The following is an 18,023-nucleotide window of genomic DNA, read 5'->3' on the forward strand; positions in this document are numbered from 1 at the left end:
GACGACAGGATCATACCGGCCATGGAGCGCTCCATGGCCGGTTTTTCGTTGCCTTTCCCGGGGAAAGCGGGTATGATAGGGGGGATAAAACACCAATGGGAAGGAAGGAAACTTATGGACTTTAACGGCTGCAAGGATTTTCTCATGGAGACGGCAAAGACCCTCCTGACCACCGACTCCCCCAGCGGCTTCACCCGCCGGGCGGTGGAGGCGGCGGAGGGCGTCGCCCGGGGCCTGGGCTACGCCACCCGCCGCACCAACAAGGGCGGACTGGTCATCGAGGTGCCCGGCCGGGAGCACACCAAGAAGGTGGGCCTGTGCGCCCACATCGACACCCTGGGCCTCATGTGCCGGTCCATTGGCCCCAAGGGGGAGCTGATGGTGACCAAGATCGGCGGCCCCCTCATGCCCACCCTGGACGGGGAGTACTGCAAGATCTACACCCGGGAGGGCAAGGTGTACACCGGTACCGTCCTCTCCCTCTCCCCCGCCAGCCACGTCTTTGACGACGCCGCCACCCGGCCCCGGGACGAGCAGAACATGTACGTCCGTCTGGACGAGGTGGTCAAGACCGCCGAGGACGTCCGGGCCCTGGGCATCGAGGTGGGGGACTATATCTGCTTTGACCCCAAGACCACCGTCACCGAGAGCGGCTTTTTGAAGTCCCGGTTCATCGACGACAAGGGGAGCGCCTCCTGCCTGCTCACCCTGCTGAAGCTGATGGCCGACGACGGGGTGAAGCCCCGGTATGACACCGAGATCCACCTCACCGTCTACGAGGAGGTGGGCCACGGCGGCGCCACCATCCCCTGGGACTATGACGAGCTGCTGGCGGTGGACATGGGCTGCGTGGGCCTGGACCTCACCTGCACCGAGGAGCAGGTGTCCATCTGCGCCAAGGACTCCTCCGGGCCCTACGACTACGACATGGTGAGCCGCCTGGTGGCCCTGGCCAAGGCCAATGGGGTGGACTACGCCGTGGACGTCTACCCCCACTACTCGTCCGACGTGTCGGTGGCCTGGAAGGCGGGCAGCGACGCCAAGGCCGCCCTCATCGGCCCCGGCGTCCAGGCCTCCCACGGCATGGAGCGCACCCACTTCCACGGCATGCGGGAGACCATCAAGCTCATCGCTCTCTATCTGGAGTGCGCGTAAGGGACTGAAGGGGACCCTCATTTGCGCCTGTGTTTCGGGTAGGGCGGGCGGCTGAGAAGCCTCGCCCCACAATAGAGGGAATACCAGTCAGCGGTGCTACGTCCCGATTCCCACCCGCGCAGGCGGCGAAAAAATGTGGGATAGGACCACAGCTTGTCTCTGTTCCACCGGCGGAGTCTCCTGTGGACGGTGCTGGTCCACAATGGGGGCGTAAAGCCAGGCCGCCGGATTCCTATTTGGGACCACTCAACCCGCACGGGAGCCCCTTTTTCTTTGGATTCCAAAAACCGTTCTTTTTCCAGCAGGGAAAAAGAAACGGGTTTTGACCGTCTCCCCCGTCCTTTCACGTATGTTGATAAGGAAATCCATTTTATCAGCCCACCCTCATCCGTCTGGCCTTCGGCCATCCGCCTTTCCCCTTCCAGGGGGAATGTTTTAGGACCCGTCCCTCCCCGCCGGAGGGGCGGGTCCTTTTCCTTTTGCCATACCCTGGACTTTCCCTTGTAAGTGTCGGGGGGATTTGGTATAATAAAAGTTGATTTTTTGAAATTTGAGGGCAAACGGATGAAGTACAAGAAATGGAATCTGGCAGCCCCGGAAAGGAGCGCCGTGGAAGGGCTGCGGAGGGCCGGACTGCCGGCTCTGGCTGCCTTGGTGTTGTGCGCCCGTGGGCTGGACGCCCCGGAGGCGGCCCAGGACTTTTTGTCCGCCGGGGAGGCGCCCCTCCATGACCCCTTCCTCCTCAGGGACATGGACAAGGCGGCGGCCCGGCTGACGCTGGCCTTAGAGCGCGGGGAGTCCATCGCCGTCTACGGCGACTACGATGTGGACGGCATCACGTCCACCTGTCTTTTGACCCAGTTCCTCCGGAGCCGGGGGGGCCAGGTCATCCCGTACATCCCCGACCGGCTGGAGGAGGGCTACGGCCTCAACCAAGAGGCGGTGGACCACCTGCACCAGGCGGGGGTGAGTCTCATCGTGACGGTGGACTGCGGCATCACCGCCGTGGCCGAGACCGACTACGCCAACAGCCTTGGCATGGAGGTCATCATCACCGACCACCACGAGTGCAAGGAGGACCTCCCCGCCGCCGCGGCGGTGGTGGACCCCCACCGGAGCGACTGCGGCTACCCCTTTCCCTGCCTGGCCGGGGTGGGGGTGGCTCTGAAGCTGGCCCTGGCCCTCACCCCGCCGGAGGGGCGGCAGGCGGTCTTTGAGCGCTGTTCCGACCTGGCCGCCGTGGGCACGGTGGCCGACGTCATGAGCCTCACCGGGGAGAACCGGACCATCGTCCGGCAGGGGCTCCGGGCCCTGGCCCACACCCGCCGGCCCGGCTTCAAGGCCCTCATCCGGGAGGCGGGGGCGGAGAGCCGGTGTCTCACCGCCACGGGCATCGGCTTTACCCTGGCGCCCCGGATCAACGCCGCCGGGCGCATGGGGAAGGCCTGGGTGGCCGCCGAGCTCCTCCTCACCGACGACCCCGCCCGGGCGGAGCTGCTGGCCAAGGAGCTGTGTGAGCTCAACCGGGAGCGGCAGGCCATCGAGGCGGACATCTACCAGGAGTGCCTCTCCCGCCTGGAGCGGGAATCGGCTGCCCCCCGCCGGGCCCTGGTCCTCTCCGGGGAAAACTGGCACCAGGGGGTGGTGGGCATTGTGGCCTCCCGCCTGGCCGAGCGGTACTCCTGCCCCACCTTCATGATCTGCCTCCAGGACGGCAAGGGGAAGGGCTCCTGCCGGAGCTTTGGCGGCTTCAATCTGTTCAAGGCCCTGGAGTCCTGCGCCGACCTGCTGGAGGGCTTCGGGGGCCACGCCCTGGCCGCCGGCTTTACCATTCTGGAGGAGAACATCGACGCATTCCGGAAGCGGGTGGAGGAATGTGTGGAGACCTGGAGCGGCGGGGCCGAGCTGGTGTCGGTGCTGAACATCAACGCCGAGCTCCCCGACCCCGCCCTCCTCACCGTGGAGGAGGTCCAGGGCCTGGGGGTGCTGGAGCCCTACGGGGCGGGCAACCCCAAGCCGGTGTTCTCCCTGTCGGGCTGTACCGTGTCCACCCTCAACGAGGTGGGGGGCGGCCGGCACCTGAAGCTGCGCTTAAGCCGCTGCGGCCACAGCCTGGACGCCATCTTCTTCTCCGTGACGGCCCGGATGGCGGGCCTGGCCCCCGGGGACCGGGTGGACGTGGCCTTTACCCCCCAGATAAACGAATTCCGGGGCACCCGGTCGGTGCAGCTCCAGCTGTGCGATCTGCGCCCCGCCCCCACCCGCATGGAGGCCGAGCAGGCCCTCTACGACCGCCTGCGGCAGGGGGAGAACCTGACCGCCCGGGAGGCGGCCGCCCTCATCCCCAGCCGGGCGGAATTTGCCGCCGTGTGGCGGTATCTCAGCGGCCACGCCCGGCAGGGCCGGGTGGAGGACACCGCCCGCCGTCTGGCCCGGGGGGTCTCCCGGACCTACGGCATCAAGGAGACCGTCATGCGGACCATGGTCTGCCTGGAGGTCCTGGATGAGCACGGGCTCATCCGGGTGGAGCAGTCCACCGACCACCTGCGCATTGACCTGTGTCAGGTGGAGGGCAAGGTGGATCTGGAGGACTCCGCCCTCATGAAGCGGCTGCGCCGCCTCTCCCAGCGTTGAAGGCCGGGACGGGGCGCATTTTAGAAGAGGTGATCGTATGGACCCCGTCTTGGAGAGCTATCACGCCCTGGAAGACAAGATCAAACAATATAACCACAACCTGGACACCAAGCGGCTCTACGCCGCCTTCCAGTACGCCGACCAGGCCCATTCGGGGCAGCTGCGCAAGGACGGCTCCCCCTATATCACCCACCCCCTGGCGGTGGCCGAGATCGTGGCCGAGCTGGAGCTGGACACCGACTCCATCATCGCCGCCCTCCTCCACGACTGCATCGAGGACACCGGCTCCACCCATGAGGACATCGCCAAGCTCTTCGGACCCACGGTGGCCGACCTGGTGGAGGGGGTCACCAAGCTGACCCGGGTGCAGTACACCTCCAAGGAAGAGGAGCAGATGGAGAACCTGCGCAAGATGCTCATGGCCATGGCCAAGGACATCCGGGTCATCCTCATCAAGATCTGCGACCGGCTCCACAACATGCGCACCATGGAGTACCAGACCCCCCGCAAGCAGCGGGAGAAGGCCCTGGAGACCATGGAGATCTACGCCCCCATCGCCCACCGGCTGGGCATGCAGAAGATCAAGTGGGAGCTGGAGGACATCTCCCTGCGGTATCTGGACCCGGTGGGCTACCAGGAGATCGGGGACGAGCTCATCCGCCGCTCCTCCGCCCACGAGGAGTTCATGGCCAGCATCCAGAAAAAGATCCAGGACCGGCTGGCCGAGGAGGGCATCCAGGCCACCGTCTACGGCCGGGTGAAGCACATCTACTCCATCTACCGAAAAATGTTCGCCCAGAACAAGACCCTGGACGAGATCTTCGACCTCTACGCCTTCCGGGTCATCGTGGACGACACCAACGAGTGCTACAACGTCCTGGGCTGTATCCACGACCTCTTCAAGCCGGTGCTGGGCCGGTTCAAGGACTATATCGGCACCCCCAAGCCCAACGGCTACCAGTCCCTCCACACCACCGTCATCGGCCGGGAGGGCATCCCCTTCGAGGTGCAGATCCGCACCTGGGATATGCACCACACGGCGGAATACGGCATCGCCGCCCACTGGAAGTACAAGCAGGGCCTGGCCAACGACAAGCTGGGCACCGAGGAGGCCTTCGAGTGGGTCCGGAAGCTGCTGGAGAGCCAGCAGGACACCGAGGCTGAGGAGTACGTCCGCACGCTGAAGGTGGACCTCTTCGCCGACGAGGTGTTCGTGTTCACCCCCCGGGGCGACGTGGTCAACCTGCCCGCCGGAGCCACCCCCATCGACTTTGCCTACAACATCCACTCCGCCGTGGGCAACGCCATGACGGGATGCAAGGTCAACGGGCGTATCGTCACCTTTGACTATCAGCTCCAGTCCGGCGACATCGTGGAGGTCATCACCTCCAAGTCGGCCCACGGCCCCAGCCGGGACTGGATGAAGATCTGCAAGTCCAACGAGGCCCGCAATAAGATCAAGCAGTGGTTCAAGAAGGAGCGCCGGGAGGAGAACATCGTCACCGGCCGGGCCATGTTCGAGTCGGAGCTCAAGCGGGCCGGCATCCAGCTGGCCGCCATCACCGGCGAGGACGTCCTCCCCCACCTCCTCAAGAAGGTGGGTTCCGGCAGCCTGGACGACCTCTACGCCGCCATCGGCTACGGCGGCATGACCGCCCAGAAGGCGGTCAACCGCATCCGGGACGAGCTGCTGCGCATCAACCGGGACAAGACCGAGAAGGCCAACGCCGAGCGACTGGCCGCCCAGGCCAACTCCCCCCAGCTCTCCGCCCCCGCCAAGCTCATCCCCGGCGCCAAGCGCAGCGAGTCGGGCATCATCGTGGAGGGACTGGACAACTGCCTGGTGAAGTTCGCCAAGTGCTGCACCCCGGTGCCCGGGGACCCGGTGGTGGGCTTCATCACCCGGGGCTTCGGCGTGTCGGTCCACCGGCAGGACTGCCCCAACGCCGACCCCGCCAAGCGCAAGCCCGAGGAGGCCGGCCGCTGGGTGAAGGTCTCCTGGGGCGAGAGCGACCAGACCGGCTACCAGACCTCTCTGGAGATCTCCGCCAAGGACCGGGACGGCCTGGCCCTGGATGTGACCATGGCCCTCACCGCCGCCAAGGTGAAGGTGAGCAGCTTCTCCGCCCGGGGCCTCCCCGACGGCTACGCCCTGGTGTCGGTGGTGCTGGAGGTCAAGGACCGCAACGAGCTCACCAGCCTCATCAACAAGCTGGGCCAGATCTCCGGCGTCTACCAGGTCAAGCGGGCCACCGGCTGATGGGCCGCCGAGGAGCCAAGCCATGACAGAGAGAGAAGCACGACTGGACAGGAAGCTGTCCCAGGCCTTCGCCGGGGGCGGCATCCGCCGCCGGGAGCTGCGGCTCACCGACGAGGAGGCCGCCTGGGCGGCGGCCCGGTATCCCGTCCGGGTGGTCCCCATGGGTCCCGGCGGAGATAAAAACTGGTATGAGATCATCTTTCAGGGAGCTGAACCATGATGGAGACATCCTTCCTCCCCCTCCTCTTCGGCGGGGACATCAACGTATACAGCATGGCCCGGGCCTTCCATGAGGCCTACGGCATCCGCTCCACCGCCTATGGCAAGTTCGCCACCGGCGTGTGCTATGAAAGCGCCATCCTGGACTACCGGGTGTGCGCCAAGAACGAGGACGGGCCCACCTTCTACGACAACGTGTGTAAATTCGCCCGGGCCAACCCGGACAAGACGGTGCTGGTCATCGGCTGCGGCGACAGTTACGTGAAGCTGGCGGCCCAGTACAAAGACCGGTTCCCCGCCAACGTCATCGCCCCCTATATCGACCTGGAGCTCATGGAGGAGCTCACCGACAAAGAGCGGTTTTATGAGCTGTGCGACAAGTACGGCATCGACCACCCGTCCACCTTCGTCTACCGGAAGGAGATGGGCCACGACTTCGAGCTGCCCTTTGAGCCCCCCTATATCTGCAAGCCGGCCAACGGGGTCCACTACTGGGAGCACGACTTTCCCGGCAGTGAGAAGGTCTTTACCCTTCCCGACCGGGCCAGTCTGGAGGCCACATTGGACAAGATCTACGCCGCCGGCTACCCCGACGCCATGATTATCCAGGAGTTCATCCCCGGGGACGACAGCTTCATGCGGGTCCTCACCTGCTACTCCGATGAGCATGCTCAGGTGAAGCTCATGTGCCTGGGCCATGTGCTGCTGGAGGAGCACACCCCCCACGGCATCGGCAACCACGCCGTCATCATCACCGAGCCCGCCGACGGCCTCAGTGAGAAGTTCCAGGCCTTCCTGGAGGACGTGGGTTTTACCGGCTTTTCCAACTTCGACATCAAGTACGACCAGCGGGACGGGCAGTTCAAGGCCTTTGAGATCAACACCCGCCAGGGCCGCAGCAACTACTATGTGACCGGGGCGGGCTACAACCTGGCCAAGCTCCTGGTGGCCGACCGGGTGGAGCACAAGGCCCTGGAGCCCATCATCACCCGGAACCGCTCGCTGTGGATGGTGGTCCCCCACAAGGTGGCCTTCGACTATACCCCCAAGCGCTACCACCAGGAGATGAAGGCGCTCATCCGGGCCGGGGCGGTGACCAACCCCCTCCTCTACGGACCCGACGCCGCCTTCAAGCGTAAACTGAAGCTGGAGAAAAATCAGCTGGGGCACTTCGTGAAGTTCAAAAAGTACTACCACCGGCCGGACTGAGGTGCCCGATGCCCATTCTGCGCAATAGTGAGTGATGTAGTGTGACTGACACGCCTATCTTTGACTCCCGGGACCCCCGGTACAAGACTCCCTACGGGGCGGTGGCGTCGGGCGTCCCGGTGCGCCTCACCCTCCGCCCCTGGCGGGGGGACGGCTGGTCCCGGGCCTTTGTGAAGGCACGGTTTGAGTTCCGAAACGACGAGACGGTGACCCTCCCCATGCCCTGGACGGGGCTGGACGGGGACCGGGACCTCTTTTCCTGCACCCTGGACACCAGCGGCTATCTGGGCCTGGTGTGGTACTCCTTCCGGCTGGAGCGGCTGGACGGCAAGGTGCTGGAGCTGCCGGAGCGGCAGCTCACCGTCTATGACGGCACCGTGGAGGTGCCGACTTGGTTCGGGGAGGGAGTCACTTACCAGATCTTCCCCGACCGGTTCCGCCGCACCGCCGTCCCCGACCCCACCGGCATGGTGGGCGGCCGCAGCGTCCACACCGGCTGGTTTGAGGAGCCGGTGTGGCGGCCCGATGAGCGGGGCGAGGTCCGCAACCGGGACTTCTTCGGCGGCTCCCTGGCAGGGGTCATGGAGAAGCTGGACTACCTCCAGAGCCTGGGGGTGGAGACCCTCTACTTCTGCCCCATCTTCGAGGCACCGGAGAACCACCGCTACGGCACCGGCGACTATGAAAAAATCGACCCCATGCTGGGCACCAACGAGGACTTCGCCCTGCTGTGTGCCGCCGCCCGGGCCAAGGGCATGCGGGTGATATTGGACGGGGTCTTTAACCACCAGGGCTTCGTGAGCCGTTACTTCAACGGGGACGGCTCCTACCCCGGCCTGGGGGCACATCAGTCCAAGGAGTCCCCCTATTATAGCTGGTACCACTTTTCCCACTGGCCGGACCGCTACGACGCCTGGTGGGGCATCTACTCCCTGCCGGCGGTGAACGAGAGCGAGCCCAGCTATGTGGACTATATCATTGAGAACGAGAACAGCATCGTCCGCCGATGGCTGGAGGCAGGGGCCGACGGCTGGCGGCTGGACGTGGCCGACGAGCTCCCCGACGAGTTCGTGGGCAAGCTCCACGCCGCCGCCCGGGCGGTGAAGCCCGAGGCTGTCATCATCGGCGAGGTGTGGGAGGACGGCTCCAACAAGGTGGCCTACGGCGTCCGCCGCAAGCACCTGCTGGGGGGCTATCTGGACGGGCTCATGAACTACCCCTTCCGCAATGCCCTCCTCACCTGGCTTTTGGCCCACAACGCCGGGGCCTTTCGGGAGACCATGGAAACCCTGCGGGAGAACTACCCCCCCGCCGCCTTTTACTCCGCCATGAACTCCCTGGGCACCCACGACACCCCCCGCATCCTCACACTGCTGGGGGTGGGGGGCGACTGCGGCGGGGAGAGCAAGGAGTGGCGGTCCACCTACCGGCTCACCCCGGAGCAGCGGGCCCTGGGGGTGCAGCGGCTGCGGCTGGCCTCCCTGGTGCAGTACGCCTTCCCGGGCAGCCCCACCACCTACTACGGCGATGAGGCGGGCATGGAGGGCTTCGAGGACCCCCTCAACCGCCGCACCTTCCCCTGGGGGAGCGAGGACAAGGACCTCACCGCCTGGTACACCGCCCTGGGCAGGGCCCGGAAGGAGCTTACCCCCCTGCGGAAGGGCGACATCGCCTATGTGAAGGCGGAGGGGGCGGTGCTGGCCTTTACCCGGACCTGGGAGGGGGACAGCGTCCTCTGCGCCGCCAACGCCGGCGACCGGCCCACCGTCCTCACCGTGGCCGGCAGCTGGGCCCAGGTGGACGGGTCCATGGTGTGGCCCGCCAACGCCGAGACCGGCCAGGCCGCCATCCGGCTCGCCCCTATGAGCGGCCTGCTGCTGCGGCGGCTGTAAAATTCTGAAGCTTTGAAAGGAGCGCGTGTATTGATGCCTCGTCCCATCTGATGCCCCTCTGTTTCGTTGGGTCCGCCTCCGGCGGGCTTCCCGGTGCTGCCCATTTGGCCGCGCCAGACGAAAACAGGAGGAAATTCAGATGGATACCAGGCACAATACCGCGCTCTTTTTTGCTGCCTATTTTTTGGAGGGACTGTGCTTTTATGCCCCCGTGGCCACTCTCTACCGCCAGGCCACCGGGCTCACTCTGGCCCAGATCGGCGCCATCGAGTCGGTGTCGGTGGCCCTCATGCTCCTGCTGGAGCTCCCCTGGGGCAGGGTGGCCGACCGGCTGGGCCACCGACGGGTTATCGTCCTCTCCACCGCCCTCTACGCCCTCTCCAAGGTGGTCTTTTGGCGGGCAAACGGCTTTGGGGACTTTCTGCTGGAGCGGGTCATCCTGGCCGTGGCCCTCGCCGGGCTCTCCGGCTGTGACTCCGCCTACCTCTACGCCTGCGGCGACCCGGCGGAGGGCCAGCGGCGCTTCGGCTTGTGGGGAGCGGTCCAGACCGCCGGGCTGTTGACGGCGGGGGTGTGCTCCACCCTTTTCTTCGGGGACCACTACCGCGCCGCCGCCGGATGGACGGTGGTGACCTACGGCCTGGCCGCCCTCCTCACACTCTTTCTCACCGATCCGCCGGGGGAGGCACCGGCCCGGTCGGAGCGTCCGCCCCTCCGCTCCGCCCTGGGGTGGAGCCTTGCCCACGCCCCCCTGCTGGTGGGGGCCGCCCTCTTTACCGAGACGGTGCAGTTCGTAGCCGTCTTTCTCTCCCAGGTGCAGTACCGCCGCGCCGGCATCCCCCTCCGGTGGTTCGGCCTCCTTTACGTCCTCACCACCCTGGCCGCCCTGGCGGGTGTCCGGTCCCACCGGCTCACCGGCAGACTGGGAAGGCGGGGCGGCACCCTCCTGCTGATGGGGGGCGGCGCCGCTGACCTGGGCACCGGCTGGGCCCTCCTGCTGGGGGCGGCCGCCTGCGGCGGGGGATTGGTCCTCTTTCTGCACGGCATGGGGCGGCTGACATAAGAAAAAGCGACGGCTTTGGACGTTAGTCCAAAGCCGTCGCTCTTTTATTTCTCCTCTTTCAGCTTCAGGTTGCGCTCCAGCACGCCGGGGCCACGCCAGGTGAATGCCCGGTCCGGGAAGGCGGCCTGGAACTGTTTCCAGGTGGAGTTTTCCACATCTTTTGGGGTAAGTGTGGAAAGAAGTCCGTCCCGGAACTCCGGCAGGGGCGTGATGGGCACATCCCGGTTGTAGGGGCAGACGGTCTGACAGGCGTCGCAGCCCCAGATGAGGTTGTGACGGCGGAGAAGGCCGGTCTGCTCCGCTGTCAGCTCCCCCTTGCGCTGGGTGAGCTCGGAGAGACATTTGGAAATGTCAAAACCGTTGGGGCCCAGGGCTTTTCCGGGACAGGCGGCCAGGCAGGCGCCGCAGCCGACGCAGTCTGGGGAGGGCGCGGGGGCGGAGGGCAGGGGCAGGTCGGTGAGGACCGTGGCCAGAAAGAGCCAGCTCCCCCAGGGGGGCAGGATGACGAGGCCGTTTTTCCCCCGGAGGCCCAGCCCGGCCAGGGCGGCGGCCTCCCGCTCCGGCAGGGGGGAGTTGTCCACAAGTGGGACAAATTTGTGGAAAGGGTGGTGTGCCTCCAGGGCGGCGCAGACGGGAGTCAGCCGCCGGGCCAGGGCGGTGTGGTAGTCCTCCCCACGGGCGTAGCGGGACAGGTTGCCGGGGGTCTCCCCGGCGTAGTAGGGGAAGGCGGCCACATACACCCCGGCGGGGGCGGGACAGAGCCCCTCCGCCTTGGCCTGAGCATGCTCATCCATGTGGGGCAGCAGGTCGGCGTAGGCGCAGGTCCCCCACCCGGCCGCTCCGGCCCGGGTCCAGAGGGTATCCAGTTCCATGACGAGCACTCCCTTCATGATCTTTGCAGGGGCGGCGATTAGCCGCCCAATGGCCCAGGGCGTCGGGCGCCTCGGGTTGACAGAGTGTGAAAAATCGGATAGGATGGGCCTGAAAGGCCCGGATAAAAATAGATGGAAGGGAGCGGGACATATGAAAGGGTATACCGGCCGCCGGAGCGGGTGGAAGTGGGGCCTGCTGGTCCTGGCCGCGGCGCTCATCCTGGCGGGCGTCCTGGGCTTTCGGTGGTGGAACGGACAGAGCCGCACTGTGGTCATGTCCGACCGGGAGCGGGAGACCTACGGCCTCTACCGGGTGACTCCGCCCGACGGGGAAAGGACCGCCCTCACCGCGGAAGGGCTGCTGACACACTGTACCCCAGAAACCACGGAGGTGCTGGACAACGACGGCGAGCCTCTGGAGGGGGTCACCTACACCTCCGATGTGCTGGAGGACTGGCTGCCGGACTGCCAGGCGCTGCGGGGGATCTCCGGCCTGGACGGGCTCCTGTATATCGTCTATGGCACCAACGCGGGCCAAGAGGTATGGCTCACCTATGGAGCAGAGGGCCTCACGGAGCAACTGGTCTACGAGCCGGATACAGATACCCTCTACCAGCCGGTGACGGGAGAGAAGACCTTCCACTTCCGGCATGGAAAATAGCGGAACAGTACCGGATCACAGCCGGGGCGGCAAAGGCCGCCCCGGCTTTTTGTGTACCGGGCGCGTCTGGGAAGCCGCGCCCTACAAATATAACAGTCCCACACCGGCACGGCGGGCGGCTGATAGCCGCCCCTACGGAGGAGTGTCCGCCATATGAAAAAAACCGGGCGGGCGGATGTGGTTCCGCCCGCCCGGTCACTTGGGCGTTCTTACTTCTTCAGGCCGGGGTTGTTCTCGATCTCCCGGAGGGCGTCCTTGTAGGACAGGTTCACGCGGCCCTTCTCGTCGATCTCGATGACCTTGACCCAGATCATGTCGCCGATGTTGACCACATCCTCACACTTCTCCACGCGGCGGTTGGAGAGCTTGGAGATGTGGACCATGCCGTCCTTGCCGGGAGCCAGCTCCACGAAGGCGCCGAAGGGCAGGATGCGGACCACCTTGCCGTAGTACAGCTGACCCACCTCGGGCACAAAGACGATGGTCTCGATGGTCTTTTTGGCGGCGTCGCAGGAGGCCTTGTCCACGCCGGCAATGTAGATGGTGCCGTCGTCCTCGATGTCGATCTTGGCGCCGGTGTCGGCGCAGATCTTCTGGATGACCTTGCCGCCGGAGCCGATGACCTCGCGGATCTTGTCGGGGTCGATCTTCATCTTGACCATCTTGGGGGCGGTGTCGGCCACGTCCTCCCGGGGCTTGGAGATGCAGGGGAGCATGATCTCGTCCAGGATGGCGTAGCGGGCGTCCTTGGTGATCTCCAGGGCCTCCTTGATGATGGCGTGGGAGAGGCCGTCGTTCTTGATGTCCATCTGGATGGCGGTGATACCGGCCTTGGTGCCGGCCACCTTGAAGTCCATCTCGCCGTGGAAGTCCTCCACGCCCTGGATGTCGATGAAGGTGGTGAAGCCGCCGTCATCGTCCTGGATGAGGCCGCAGGAGATGCCGGCCACGGGGGCCTTGATGGGCACGCCGGCGTCCATAAGGGCCAGGGTGGAGCCGCAGATGGAGCCCTGGGAGGTGGAGCCGTTGGAGCTCAGGACCTCGGAGACCACGCGGATGGCGTAGGGGAACTCCTCCACGGGGGGGATGACGGGGTCCAGAGCGCGCTCGGCCAGGGCGCCGTGGCCCTTCTCGCGGCGGTTGGTGGACCGGGCGGCACGGGCCTCACCGGTGGAGTAGGCGGGGAAGTTGTAGTGGTGCATGTACCGCTTCTCCTCCTCCTCCCAGATGGTGTCCAGCTTCTGGGCGGCGGAGAGGGTGTTCAGGGTGCAGATGGAGAGGACCTGGGTCTGGCCGCGGGTGAAGAGGCCGGAGCCGTGGACCTTGGGCAGGACGCCCACCTCGGCGGCCAGGGGACGGATCTCGTTCTTGGCGCGGCCGTCCACGCGGTGGCCCTCCAGGAGCCAGGCCTTGACGATCTTCTTCTGGAACTTGTAGGTGATCTCCTCCAGGTACTGGTCCATGTCGGGGTGGCTCTCCAGGTACTTCTCGTGCCACTTCTCGATCATGGCGTTCCAGCGGGCCTCCCGGATGTTCTTGTCGTCGGTGTCCATGGCGGCCTTGGCCTCGTCCATGAAATTGGCCACGATGTCGTCGAAGAGCTCCTGGTCGAAGGCGGCGTGGTCGTAGGTCATCTTCTCACGGCCGATCTCGGCCACGATGGTGTTGATGAAGGCCACCTGCTTGCGGCACTCCTCGTGGGCCTGGAGGATGGCGTCATACATGATGTCGTCGGGGATCTGGTCGGCGCCGGCCTCGATCATGATGACCTTGCCGTCGGTGGCGGCCACAGTGAGGTCCAGCTTGGAGGCGTGCTTCTGCTCCTGGGTGGGGTTCTTGACGATCTGGCCGTCCACATAGCCCATCTCCATGCAGCCGATGGGGCCGGCCCAGGGGATCTCGGAGTAGGCCAGGCAGGCGGACACGCCGATCATGGCGGTCATCTCGGGAGAGCAGTCCCGGTCCACGCTCATGACGGTGCAGGTGACCACCACGTCGTTGCGGAAGTCGTAGGGGAAGAGGGGGCGGATGGAGCGGTCGATGACACGGGCGGCCAGCACGGCGGGCAGGGAGGGCTGGCCCTCACGGCGCATGAAGGAGCCGGGAATGCGGCCCACGGCGTAGAGCTTCTCCTCGAAGTCCACGCTCAGGGGGAAGAAGTCCACGCCGTCCCGGGGACGGGGGGCGGCGGTGACGGCCACCAGCACGGTGGTCTCGCCGTAGGAGACCATGGCGGAGGCGGTGGCAAGCTCGGCCACCTTGCCCACGTCGATGGTGAGGGGACGGCCGCACAGGTCCATCTTGTAGGTCTTGTGGTTGGGGAACTGCTTGTGAGTGATGACGGTTGACATGTTGTTCCTCCTTTGTGATGTGGATGCACGTCAGAGCCGTCAGGCCGTTTTTAGCATTTGAACGCGGGTCCGGGCTTTCCGGGCACAGGTTCAACTGCTAAAAAAGCCGTTTGGGCTCTGAACGCGGGTGGAAAATGGGGTGGATTGGAAGAAAGGGTGGTGCGGAAGCCCACACCACCCTCATTCACTTCATTACTTTCTGATGCCCAGCTTAGCGATAATGGCGCGGTAACGCTCCACGTCCTTCTTGGCCAGGTAGTCCAGCATCTTGCGGCGCTTACCGACCATCTTCAGCAGGCCGCGGCGGCTGTGGTTGTCGTGGATGTGGATCTTCAGGTGCTCGGTGAGCTCCTGGATGCGGGCGGTCAGAATGGCGATCTGCACCTCGGGGGAGCCGGTGTCAGTGGGATGGGTGCGGTTGGCCTCAATGACGGCCGTCTTTTCGTCCTTACGGATCATGGAAAATTCCACCTTTCATCTGATTTGCCCGAGGGCTGCGTAACGGGCGGGTGAAAACCCCCGCGTGAGAGCGGGCTGTGTCCCGGAACGAGGCATCTGGGCGTTCTTGGCACTTTGCGTGCCATAGTAGATTATCATATCCTGGCCGTAAAGTAAAGGAAAAATTCCTGTTTTGCCAAAAAAATTCCGCACAGAGGGCCTTCCCGGAGGGGAAAGGTCCGCTGCGCGGATGTTGTGACATTGAAACTGCCCCGGCGCGGGGAAAGCCTTCCCCTGGGGGGTCTGACTGTCCGGTGGACAGTCAGAAGAAATCACTTCTTCCTTAACCCGTGGTGGCTGGCCGAAGGCCAGACGGATGAGGGAGAGCCTTGCGGTGTGGTTTTACGCCTCGTCTCTTTGTCTTTCTGTGACGTAAAAGGACGGGAGAGACGGTCAAAACCCATTTCTTTTTCCCTGCTGGAAAAAAGAATGGTTTTTGGAATCCAAAGAAAAAGGGGCTCCCGTGCGGGGTGAGTGGCTCCAAATAGGAATCCGGCGGCCCGTCTTTACGCCCCCATTGTGCACCAGCCCCGTCTACGGTAGACTACCCCGGCGGAACAGGGACAAGCGGTGGTTCTATCCCCACTTTTTTCGCCGCCTGCGTGGGTGGGTGTTGCGACGTAGGTTAACGGGCGGCCTGTGGCCGCCCACGAGATCACGCTCCAGGGCTGGGATAGGGGCGGATAGCATCTGCCCGCCTGGCCTGTGGCCATTCTTACCCCAGCAGGCCCAGGAAGGCGGCCAGCGCCCCGGCGGTGAGGGCTACCACGGCGATGCTGGCGCACAGGTCCAGCATCACCGCCGCCCGGCGGAGCCGCCGCTGCCGCCGTGCAGAGCGCCGCCGGGGGGTTATGGGGGCGGGCTTGGGCAGCAGGTAGAGCTGGGGGCCCTGGACCTCGGGCTCCGAGTCAGGCACCGGCTCGGCCAGCACAGGGGCCAGGTCCCCGCCGGAGACCGCGGAGAGCTTCTGGCGATAGGCCGCCAGATCCACCAGGTTGCCCTGGTGCCGGATGAAGTGTTCCGTCCTGTAATAAATGGTTTGCATACCGTGATCCCTCCTGTGCTGCGGGCCTGCCGCCGTTTGATGGGGTGTCTCTTACTCTCTTAGACGGCACCGGCGCCCAAAAGGTTTCCAGAACTTTTGTTCGAGTCGATGATACAACAAATGTTCGATTGCTGTCAAGGGGGAAAATCACAGGACCGGTCCCAAAAAGTGGACGGGGGAAGAATGTGATTGTAAACCGGTCGGATTTTGATATAATGAAAAGGTATGATACCGGCCCATCTGAAGGGCCCATCCCGGCCTGGGGCCGGAGACAAGGAGTTTTTACCGCTATGCTGTATGCCCTGCTCGCGGCGGTCCTGGTGGCCGCCGACCAGGTGGTCAAGTACCTGGTCCGCGCAAACATCCCCCTGGGGACCTCGGTCCCCTTTCTCCCCGGCCTGGTGGAGCTCACCTACGTGAAGAACACCGGCGCCGCCTTTTCCATCTTCTCCGACCACACCTGGATTCTGACCCTCATCTCGGCGGTGGTGGCGGTGGCCATCGCCGTGGCCCTGCTGCGCCGGGTGATCCGCCACCCCTTTGGGGTGACCACCCTGACGGTGGTCTTTGCCGGGGCGGTGGGCAACCTCATCGACCGGGCCCTCTTCGGCTTCGTCACCGACATGTTCAACTTCCAGTTCATGCATTTCGCCGTCTTTAACGTGGCCGACATCTGTGTGGTCTGCGGCGGCATCGCCTTTTGCGTCTACTTCCTTTTCTACTACGACAAGCTGGAGAAAAAGGAGGCGCCCCATGACAGAAGTGATACTGAGAGCTGACCAGGACGGGGAGCGGCTGGACCAGTTCCTGGCCCGGAGCGTGGAGGGTCTCACCCGTTCGGCGGCCCAGCGGCTCATCGAGGAGGGGGCGGTCACCTGCAACGGCAAAGCCGTGAAGAAGAACGCCCGCACCGCCGTGGGGGACGACGTGGCCCTCACCCTTCCCGACCCGGAGCCGGTGGACGTGCTGCCCCAGGACATTCCCCTGGACGTGGTCTACGAGGACGCCGACGTCATCGTGGTCAACAAGCCGGTGGGCATGGTGGTCCACCCCGCCCCCGGCCATCCCGACGGCACTTTGGTCAACGCTCTGTTATATCACTGTAAAAATAGTCTCTCTGGAATCAACGGGGAGCTGCGGCCGGGCATCGTCCACCGCATCGACCGGGACACCTCCGGCCTCATCATCGCTGCCAAGAACGACGCCGCCCACCTGGCTCTGGCGGCCCAGCTCCAGGACCACTCCCTGTACCGCTATTATGAGGCGGTGTGCGTGGGGGGGCTGAAGGAGGACAAGGGCACCGTGGACGCCCCCATCGGCCGCCACCCGGTGGACCGGAAGAAGATGGCGGTGGACCGGAAAAACGGCCGTGAGGCGGTGACCCACTGGGAGGTGCTGGGGCGGTATGCCGGCTATACCCACATCGGCTGCCGGCTGGAGACGGGCCGCACCCACCAGATCCGGGTCCATATGGCCTCCATCGGCCACCCCCTGCTGGGGGACACGGTGTACGGCGCCAAAAAGCCGGTACCCGGGCTGGCGGGCCAGTGCCTCCACGCCCGGAGACTCTCCTTCGTCCACCCCCGCACCGGCGAGCGCATGACGGTGGAGTGCCCCCTGCCCGACTGGTTCACGGCGGTGCTGGACCGGCTGGAGCGGGGCCGGCCCTGAGTGGCGGCCCTCCAACCAGTCCGCGTCACAGGAAAGGGAATACCGGGCAGCGCCACCACACCCCGATACTCACCTGCGCTGCGGTAGACACCACCCACGTTGCAGCAACGGCAATATCAGGCAGCGCCACCACGTCCCGACCCCCACCCGCGCAGGCGGCGAAAAAATTGCGGATAGGACCACAGCTTGTCCCTGTTCCACCGGCGGAGTCACCTGTGGACGGTGCTGGTGCTCTACGGGGCGTAAAGCCAGGCCGCCGGATTCCTATTTGGAGCCACTCAACCCACTCGGGAGCCCCTTTTTCTTTGGATTCCAAAAACCGTTCTTTTTCCAGCAGGGAAAAAGAAACGGGTTTTGAGCCGTCTCCCCCGTCCTTTTACGTCCGCAAATTGCAAGTGCAAGCTGGACACCTGCACGGTAGAACTTAGTTAATCAGAGCGTCGGTCAGGATGGAAGCCGCTGGCTTCCATCCTGGGCGATGCTGCCGCAGCCG

At 65.0% G+C, this 18,023-nt stretch carries 14 protein-coding genes; 10 read left to right on the top strand and 4 right to left on the bottom strand.

What is annotated here, in order from left to right:
* Positions 1–114: 114 nt before the first annotated feature.
* The 7 genes from ACTNBK_RS14650 to ACTNBK_RS14680 all read left to right on the top strand — a co-directional run bounded on the left by ACTNBK_RS14650 (position 115) and on the right by ACTNBK_RS14680 (position 10,432).
* Positions 115–1,155, top strand: a complete 1,041-nt coding sequence (locus tag ACTNBK_RS14650; protein WP_441147228.1) for a M42 family metallopeptidase — start codon at positions 115–117, stop codon at positions 1,153–1,155.
* A 564-nt stretch (positions 1,156–1,719) separates the two neighbouring features.
* Positions 1,720–3,789 (top strand): single-stranded-DNA-specific exonuclease RecJ, encoded by a 2,070-nt coding sequence (gene recJ, locus ACTNBK_RS14655; RefSeq protein ID WP_441147231.1) that lies wholly within the window; start codon positions 1,720–1,722, stop codon positions 3,787–3,789.
* Between the two features lie 37 nt (positions 3,790–3,826).
* Complete coding sequence (locus ACTNBK_RS14660) at positions 3,827–6,049, top strand: RelA/SpoT family protein (RefSeq protein ID WP_441147233.1); 2,223 nt, start codon at positions 3,827–3,829, stop codon at positions 6,047–6,049.
* A 22-nt stretch (positions 6,050–6,071) separates the two neighbouring features.
* Positions 6,072–6,269 (top strand): hypothetical protein, encoded by a 198-nt coding sequence (locus ACTNBK_RS14665; RefSeq protein ID WP_441147234.1) that lies wholly within the window; start codon positions 6,072–6,074, stop codon positions 6,267–6,269.
* A complete protein-coding gene (locus ACTNBK_RS14670; RefSeq protein WP_441147236.1) occupies positions 6,266–7,477 on the top strand; it encodes a carboxylate--amine ligase in 1,212 nt (403 codons plus the stop codon). The genes ACTNBK_RS14665 and ACTNBK_RS14670 overlap by 4 nt, the downstream gene beginning before the upstream one ends.
* A 41-nt stretch (positions 7,478–7,518) precedes the next feature.
* Positions 7,519–9,369: a glycoside hydrolase family 13 protein gene (locus ACTNBK_RS14675; protein WP_441147238.1), complete on the top strand. Its 1,851-nt coding sequence runs from the start codon at positions 7,519–7,521 to the stop codon at positions 9,367–9,369.
* Between the two features lie 139 nt (positions 9,370–9,508).
* Positions 9,509–10,432, top strand: coding sequence for an MFS transporter (locus tag ACTNBK_RS14680; protein WP_441147240.1), 924 nt, complete (start codon positions 9,509–9,511; stop codon positions 10,430–10,432).
* A 44-nt stretch (positions 10,433–10,476) separates the two neighbouring features.
* Here ACTNBK_RS14680 and ACTNBK_RS14685 read toward each other — a convergent pair whose 3' ends face one another.
* Entirely contained in the window at positions 10,477–11,304 is an 828-nt protein-coding gene (locus ACTNBK_RS14685; RefSeq protein WP_441147242.1) for an epoxyqueuosine reductase, read from the bottom strand.
* Positions 11,305–11,455: 151 nt separating this feature from the next.
* On the opposite strand from ACTNBK_RS14685, the gene ACTNBK_RS14690 reads away from it, so the two are divergent.
* Positions 11,456–11,965, top strand: coding sequence for a hypothetical protein (locus tag ACTNBK_RS14690; protein ID WP_441147244.1), 510 nt, complete (start codon positions 11,456–11,458; stop codon positions 11,963–11,965).
* 209 nt (positions 11,966–12,174) lie between these two features.
* On the opposite strand, the gene ACTNBK_RS14695 is transcribed toward ACTNBK_RS14690, so the two are convergent.
* The 3 genes from ACTNBK_RS14695 to ACTNBK_RS14705 all read right to left on the bottom strand — a co-directional run bounded on the left by ACTNBK_RS14695 (position 12,175) and on the right by ACTNBK_RS14705 (position 15,859).
* Positions 12,175–14,316 (bottom strand): polyribonucleotide nucleotidyltransferase, encoded by a 2,142-nt coding sequence (locus ACTNBK_RS14695; protein WP_441147246.1) that lies wholly within the window; start codon positions 14,314–14,316, stop codon positions 12,175–12,177.
* Positions 14,317–14,508: 192 nt separating this feature from the next.
* Positions 14,509–14,775: a 30S ribosomal protein S15 gene (rpsO, locus tag ACTNBK_RS14700; RefSeq protein WP_294514001.1), complete on the bottom strand. Its 267-nt coding sequence runs from the start codon at positions 14,773–14,775 to the stop codon at positions 14,509–14,511.
* Between the two features lie 754 nt (positions 14,776–15,529).
* Complete coding sequence (locus tag ACTNBK_RS14705) at positions 15,530–15,859, bottom strand: hypothetical protein (RefSeq protein WP_441147248.1); 330 nt, start codon at positions 15,857–15,859, stop codon at positions 15,530–15,532.
* Positions 15,860–16,149: 290 nt separating this feature from the next.
* Between ACTNBK_RS14705 and lspA the strand changes: the two genes are divergently transcribed.
* Together lspA and ACTNBK_RS14715 are read left to right on the top strand one after the other, a co-directional pair.
* A complete protein-coding gene (gene lspA, locus ACTNBK_RS14710) occupies positions 16,150–16,638 on the top strand; it encodes a signal peptidase II (RefSeq protein ID WP_441147250.1) in 489 nt (162 codons plus the stop codon).
* Positions 16,613–17,530 (top strand): RluA family pseudouridine synthase, encoded by a 918-nt coding sequence (locus tag ACTNBK_RS14715; RefSeq protein WP_441147251.1) that lies wholly within the window; start codon positions 16,613–16,615, stop codon positions 17,528–17,530. Before lspA ends, ACTNBK_RS14715 begins: the two co-directional genes overlap by 26 nt.
* Positions 17,531–18,023: the final 493 nt, after the last annotated feature.

Source organism: Intestinimonas sp. HCP28S3_D6, from assembly GCF_052065695.1.
In the GTDB taxonomy this organism is placed as follows: domain Bacteria; phylum Bacillota; class Clostridia; order Oscillospirales; family Oscillospiraceae; genus Intestinimonas.

Bases quoted from the DNA above. Each gene is read 5' to 3' on its own strand.
- ACTNBK_RS14680 (WP_441147240.1), top strand. From the start codon at position 9,509: ATGGATACCAGGCACAATACCGCGCTCTTTTTTGCTGCCTATTTTTTG.
- ACTNBK_RS14650 (WP_441147228.1), top strand. From the start codon at position 115: ATGGACTTTAACGGCTGCAAGGATTTTCTCATGGAGACGGCAAAGACC.
- ACTNBK_RS14660 (WP_441147233.1), top strand. From the start codon at position 3,827: ATGGACCCCGTCTTGGAGAGCTATCACGCCCTGGAAGACAAGATCAAA.
- rpsO (WP_294514001.1), bottom strand. From the start codon at position 14,775: ATGATCCGTAAGGACGAAAAGACGGCCGTCATTGAGGCCAACCGCACC.
- ACTNBK_RS14690 (WP_441147244.1), top strand. From the start codon at position 11,456: ATGAAAGGGTATACCGGCCGCCGGAGCGGGTGGAAGTGGGGCCTGCTG.
- ACTNBK_RS14685 (WP_441147242.1), bottom strand. From the start codon at position 11,304: ATGGAACTGGATACCCTCTGGACCCGGGCCGGAGCGGCCGGGTGGGGG.
- ACTNBK_RS14695 (WP_441147246.1), bottom strand. From the start codon at position 14,316: ATGTCAACCGTCATCACTCACAAGCAGTTCCCCAACCACAAGACCTAC.
- ACTNBK_RS14705 (WP_441147248.1), bottom strand. From the start codon at position 15,859: ATGCAAACCATTTATTACAGGACGGAACACTTCATCCGGCACCAGGGC.
- recJ (WP_441147231.1), top strand. From the start codon at position 1,720: ATGAAGTACAAGAAATGGAATCTGGCAGCCCCGGAAAGGAGCGCCGTG.
- lspA (WP_441147250.1), top strand. From the start codon at position 16,150: ATGCTGTATGCCCTGCTCGCGGCGGTCCTGGTGGCCGCCGACCAGGTG.
- ACTNBK_RS14715 (WP_441147251.1), top strand. From the start codon at position 16,613: ATGACAGAAGTGATACTGAGAGCTGACCAGGACGGGGAGCGGCTGGAC.
- ACTNBK_RS14665 (WP_441147234.1), top strand. From the start codon at position 6,072: ATGACAGAGAGAGAAGCACGACTGGACAGGAAGCTGTCCCAGGCCTTC.
- ACTNBK_RS14670 (WP_441147236.1), top strand. From the start codon at position 6,266: ATGATGGAGACATCCTTCCTCCCCCTCCTCTTCGGCGGGGACATCAAC.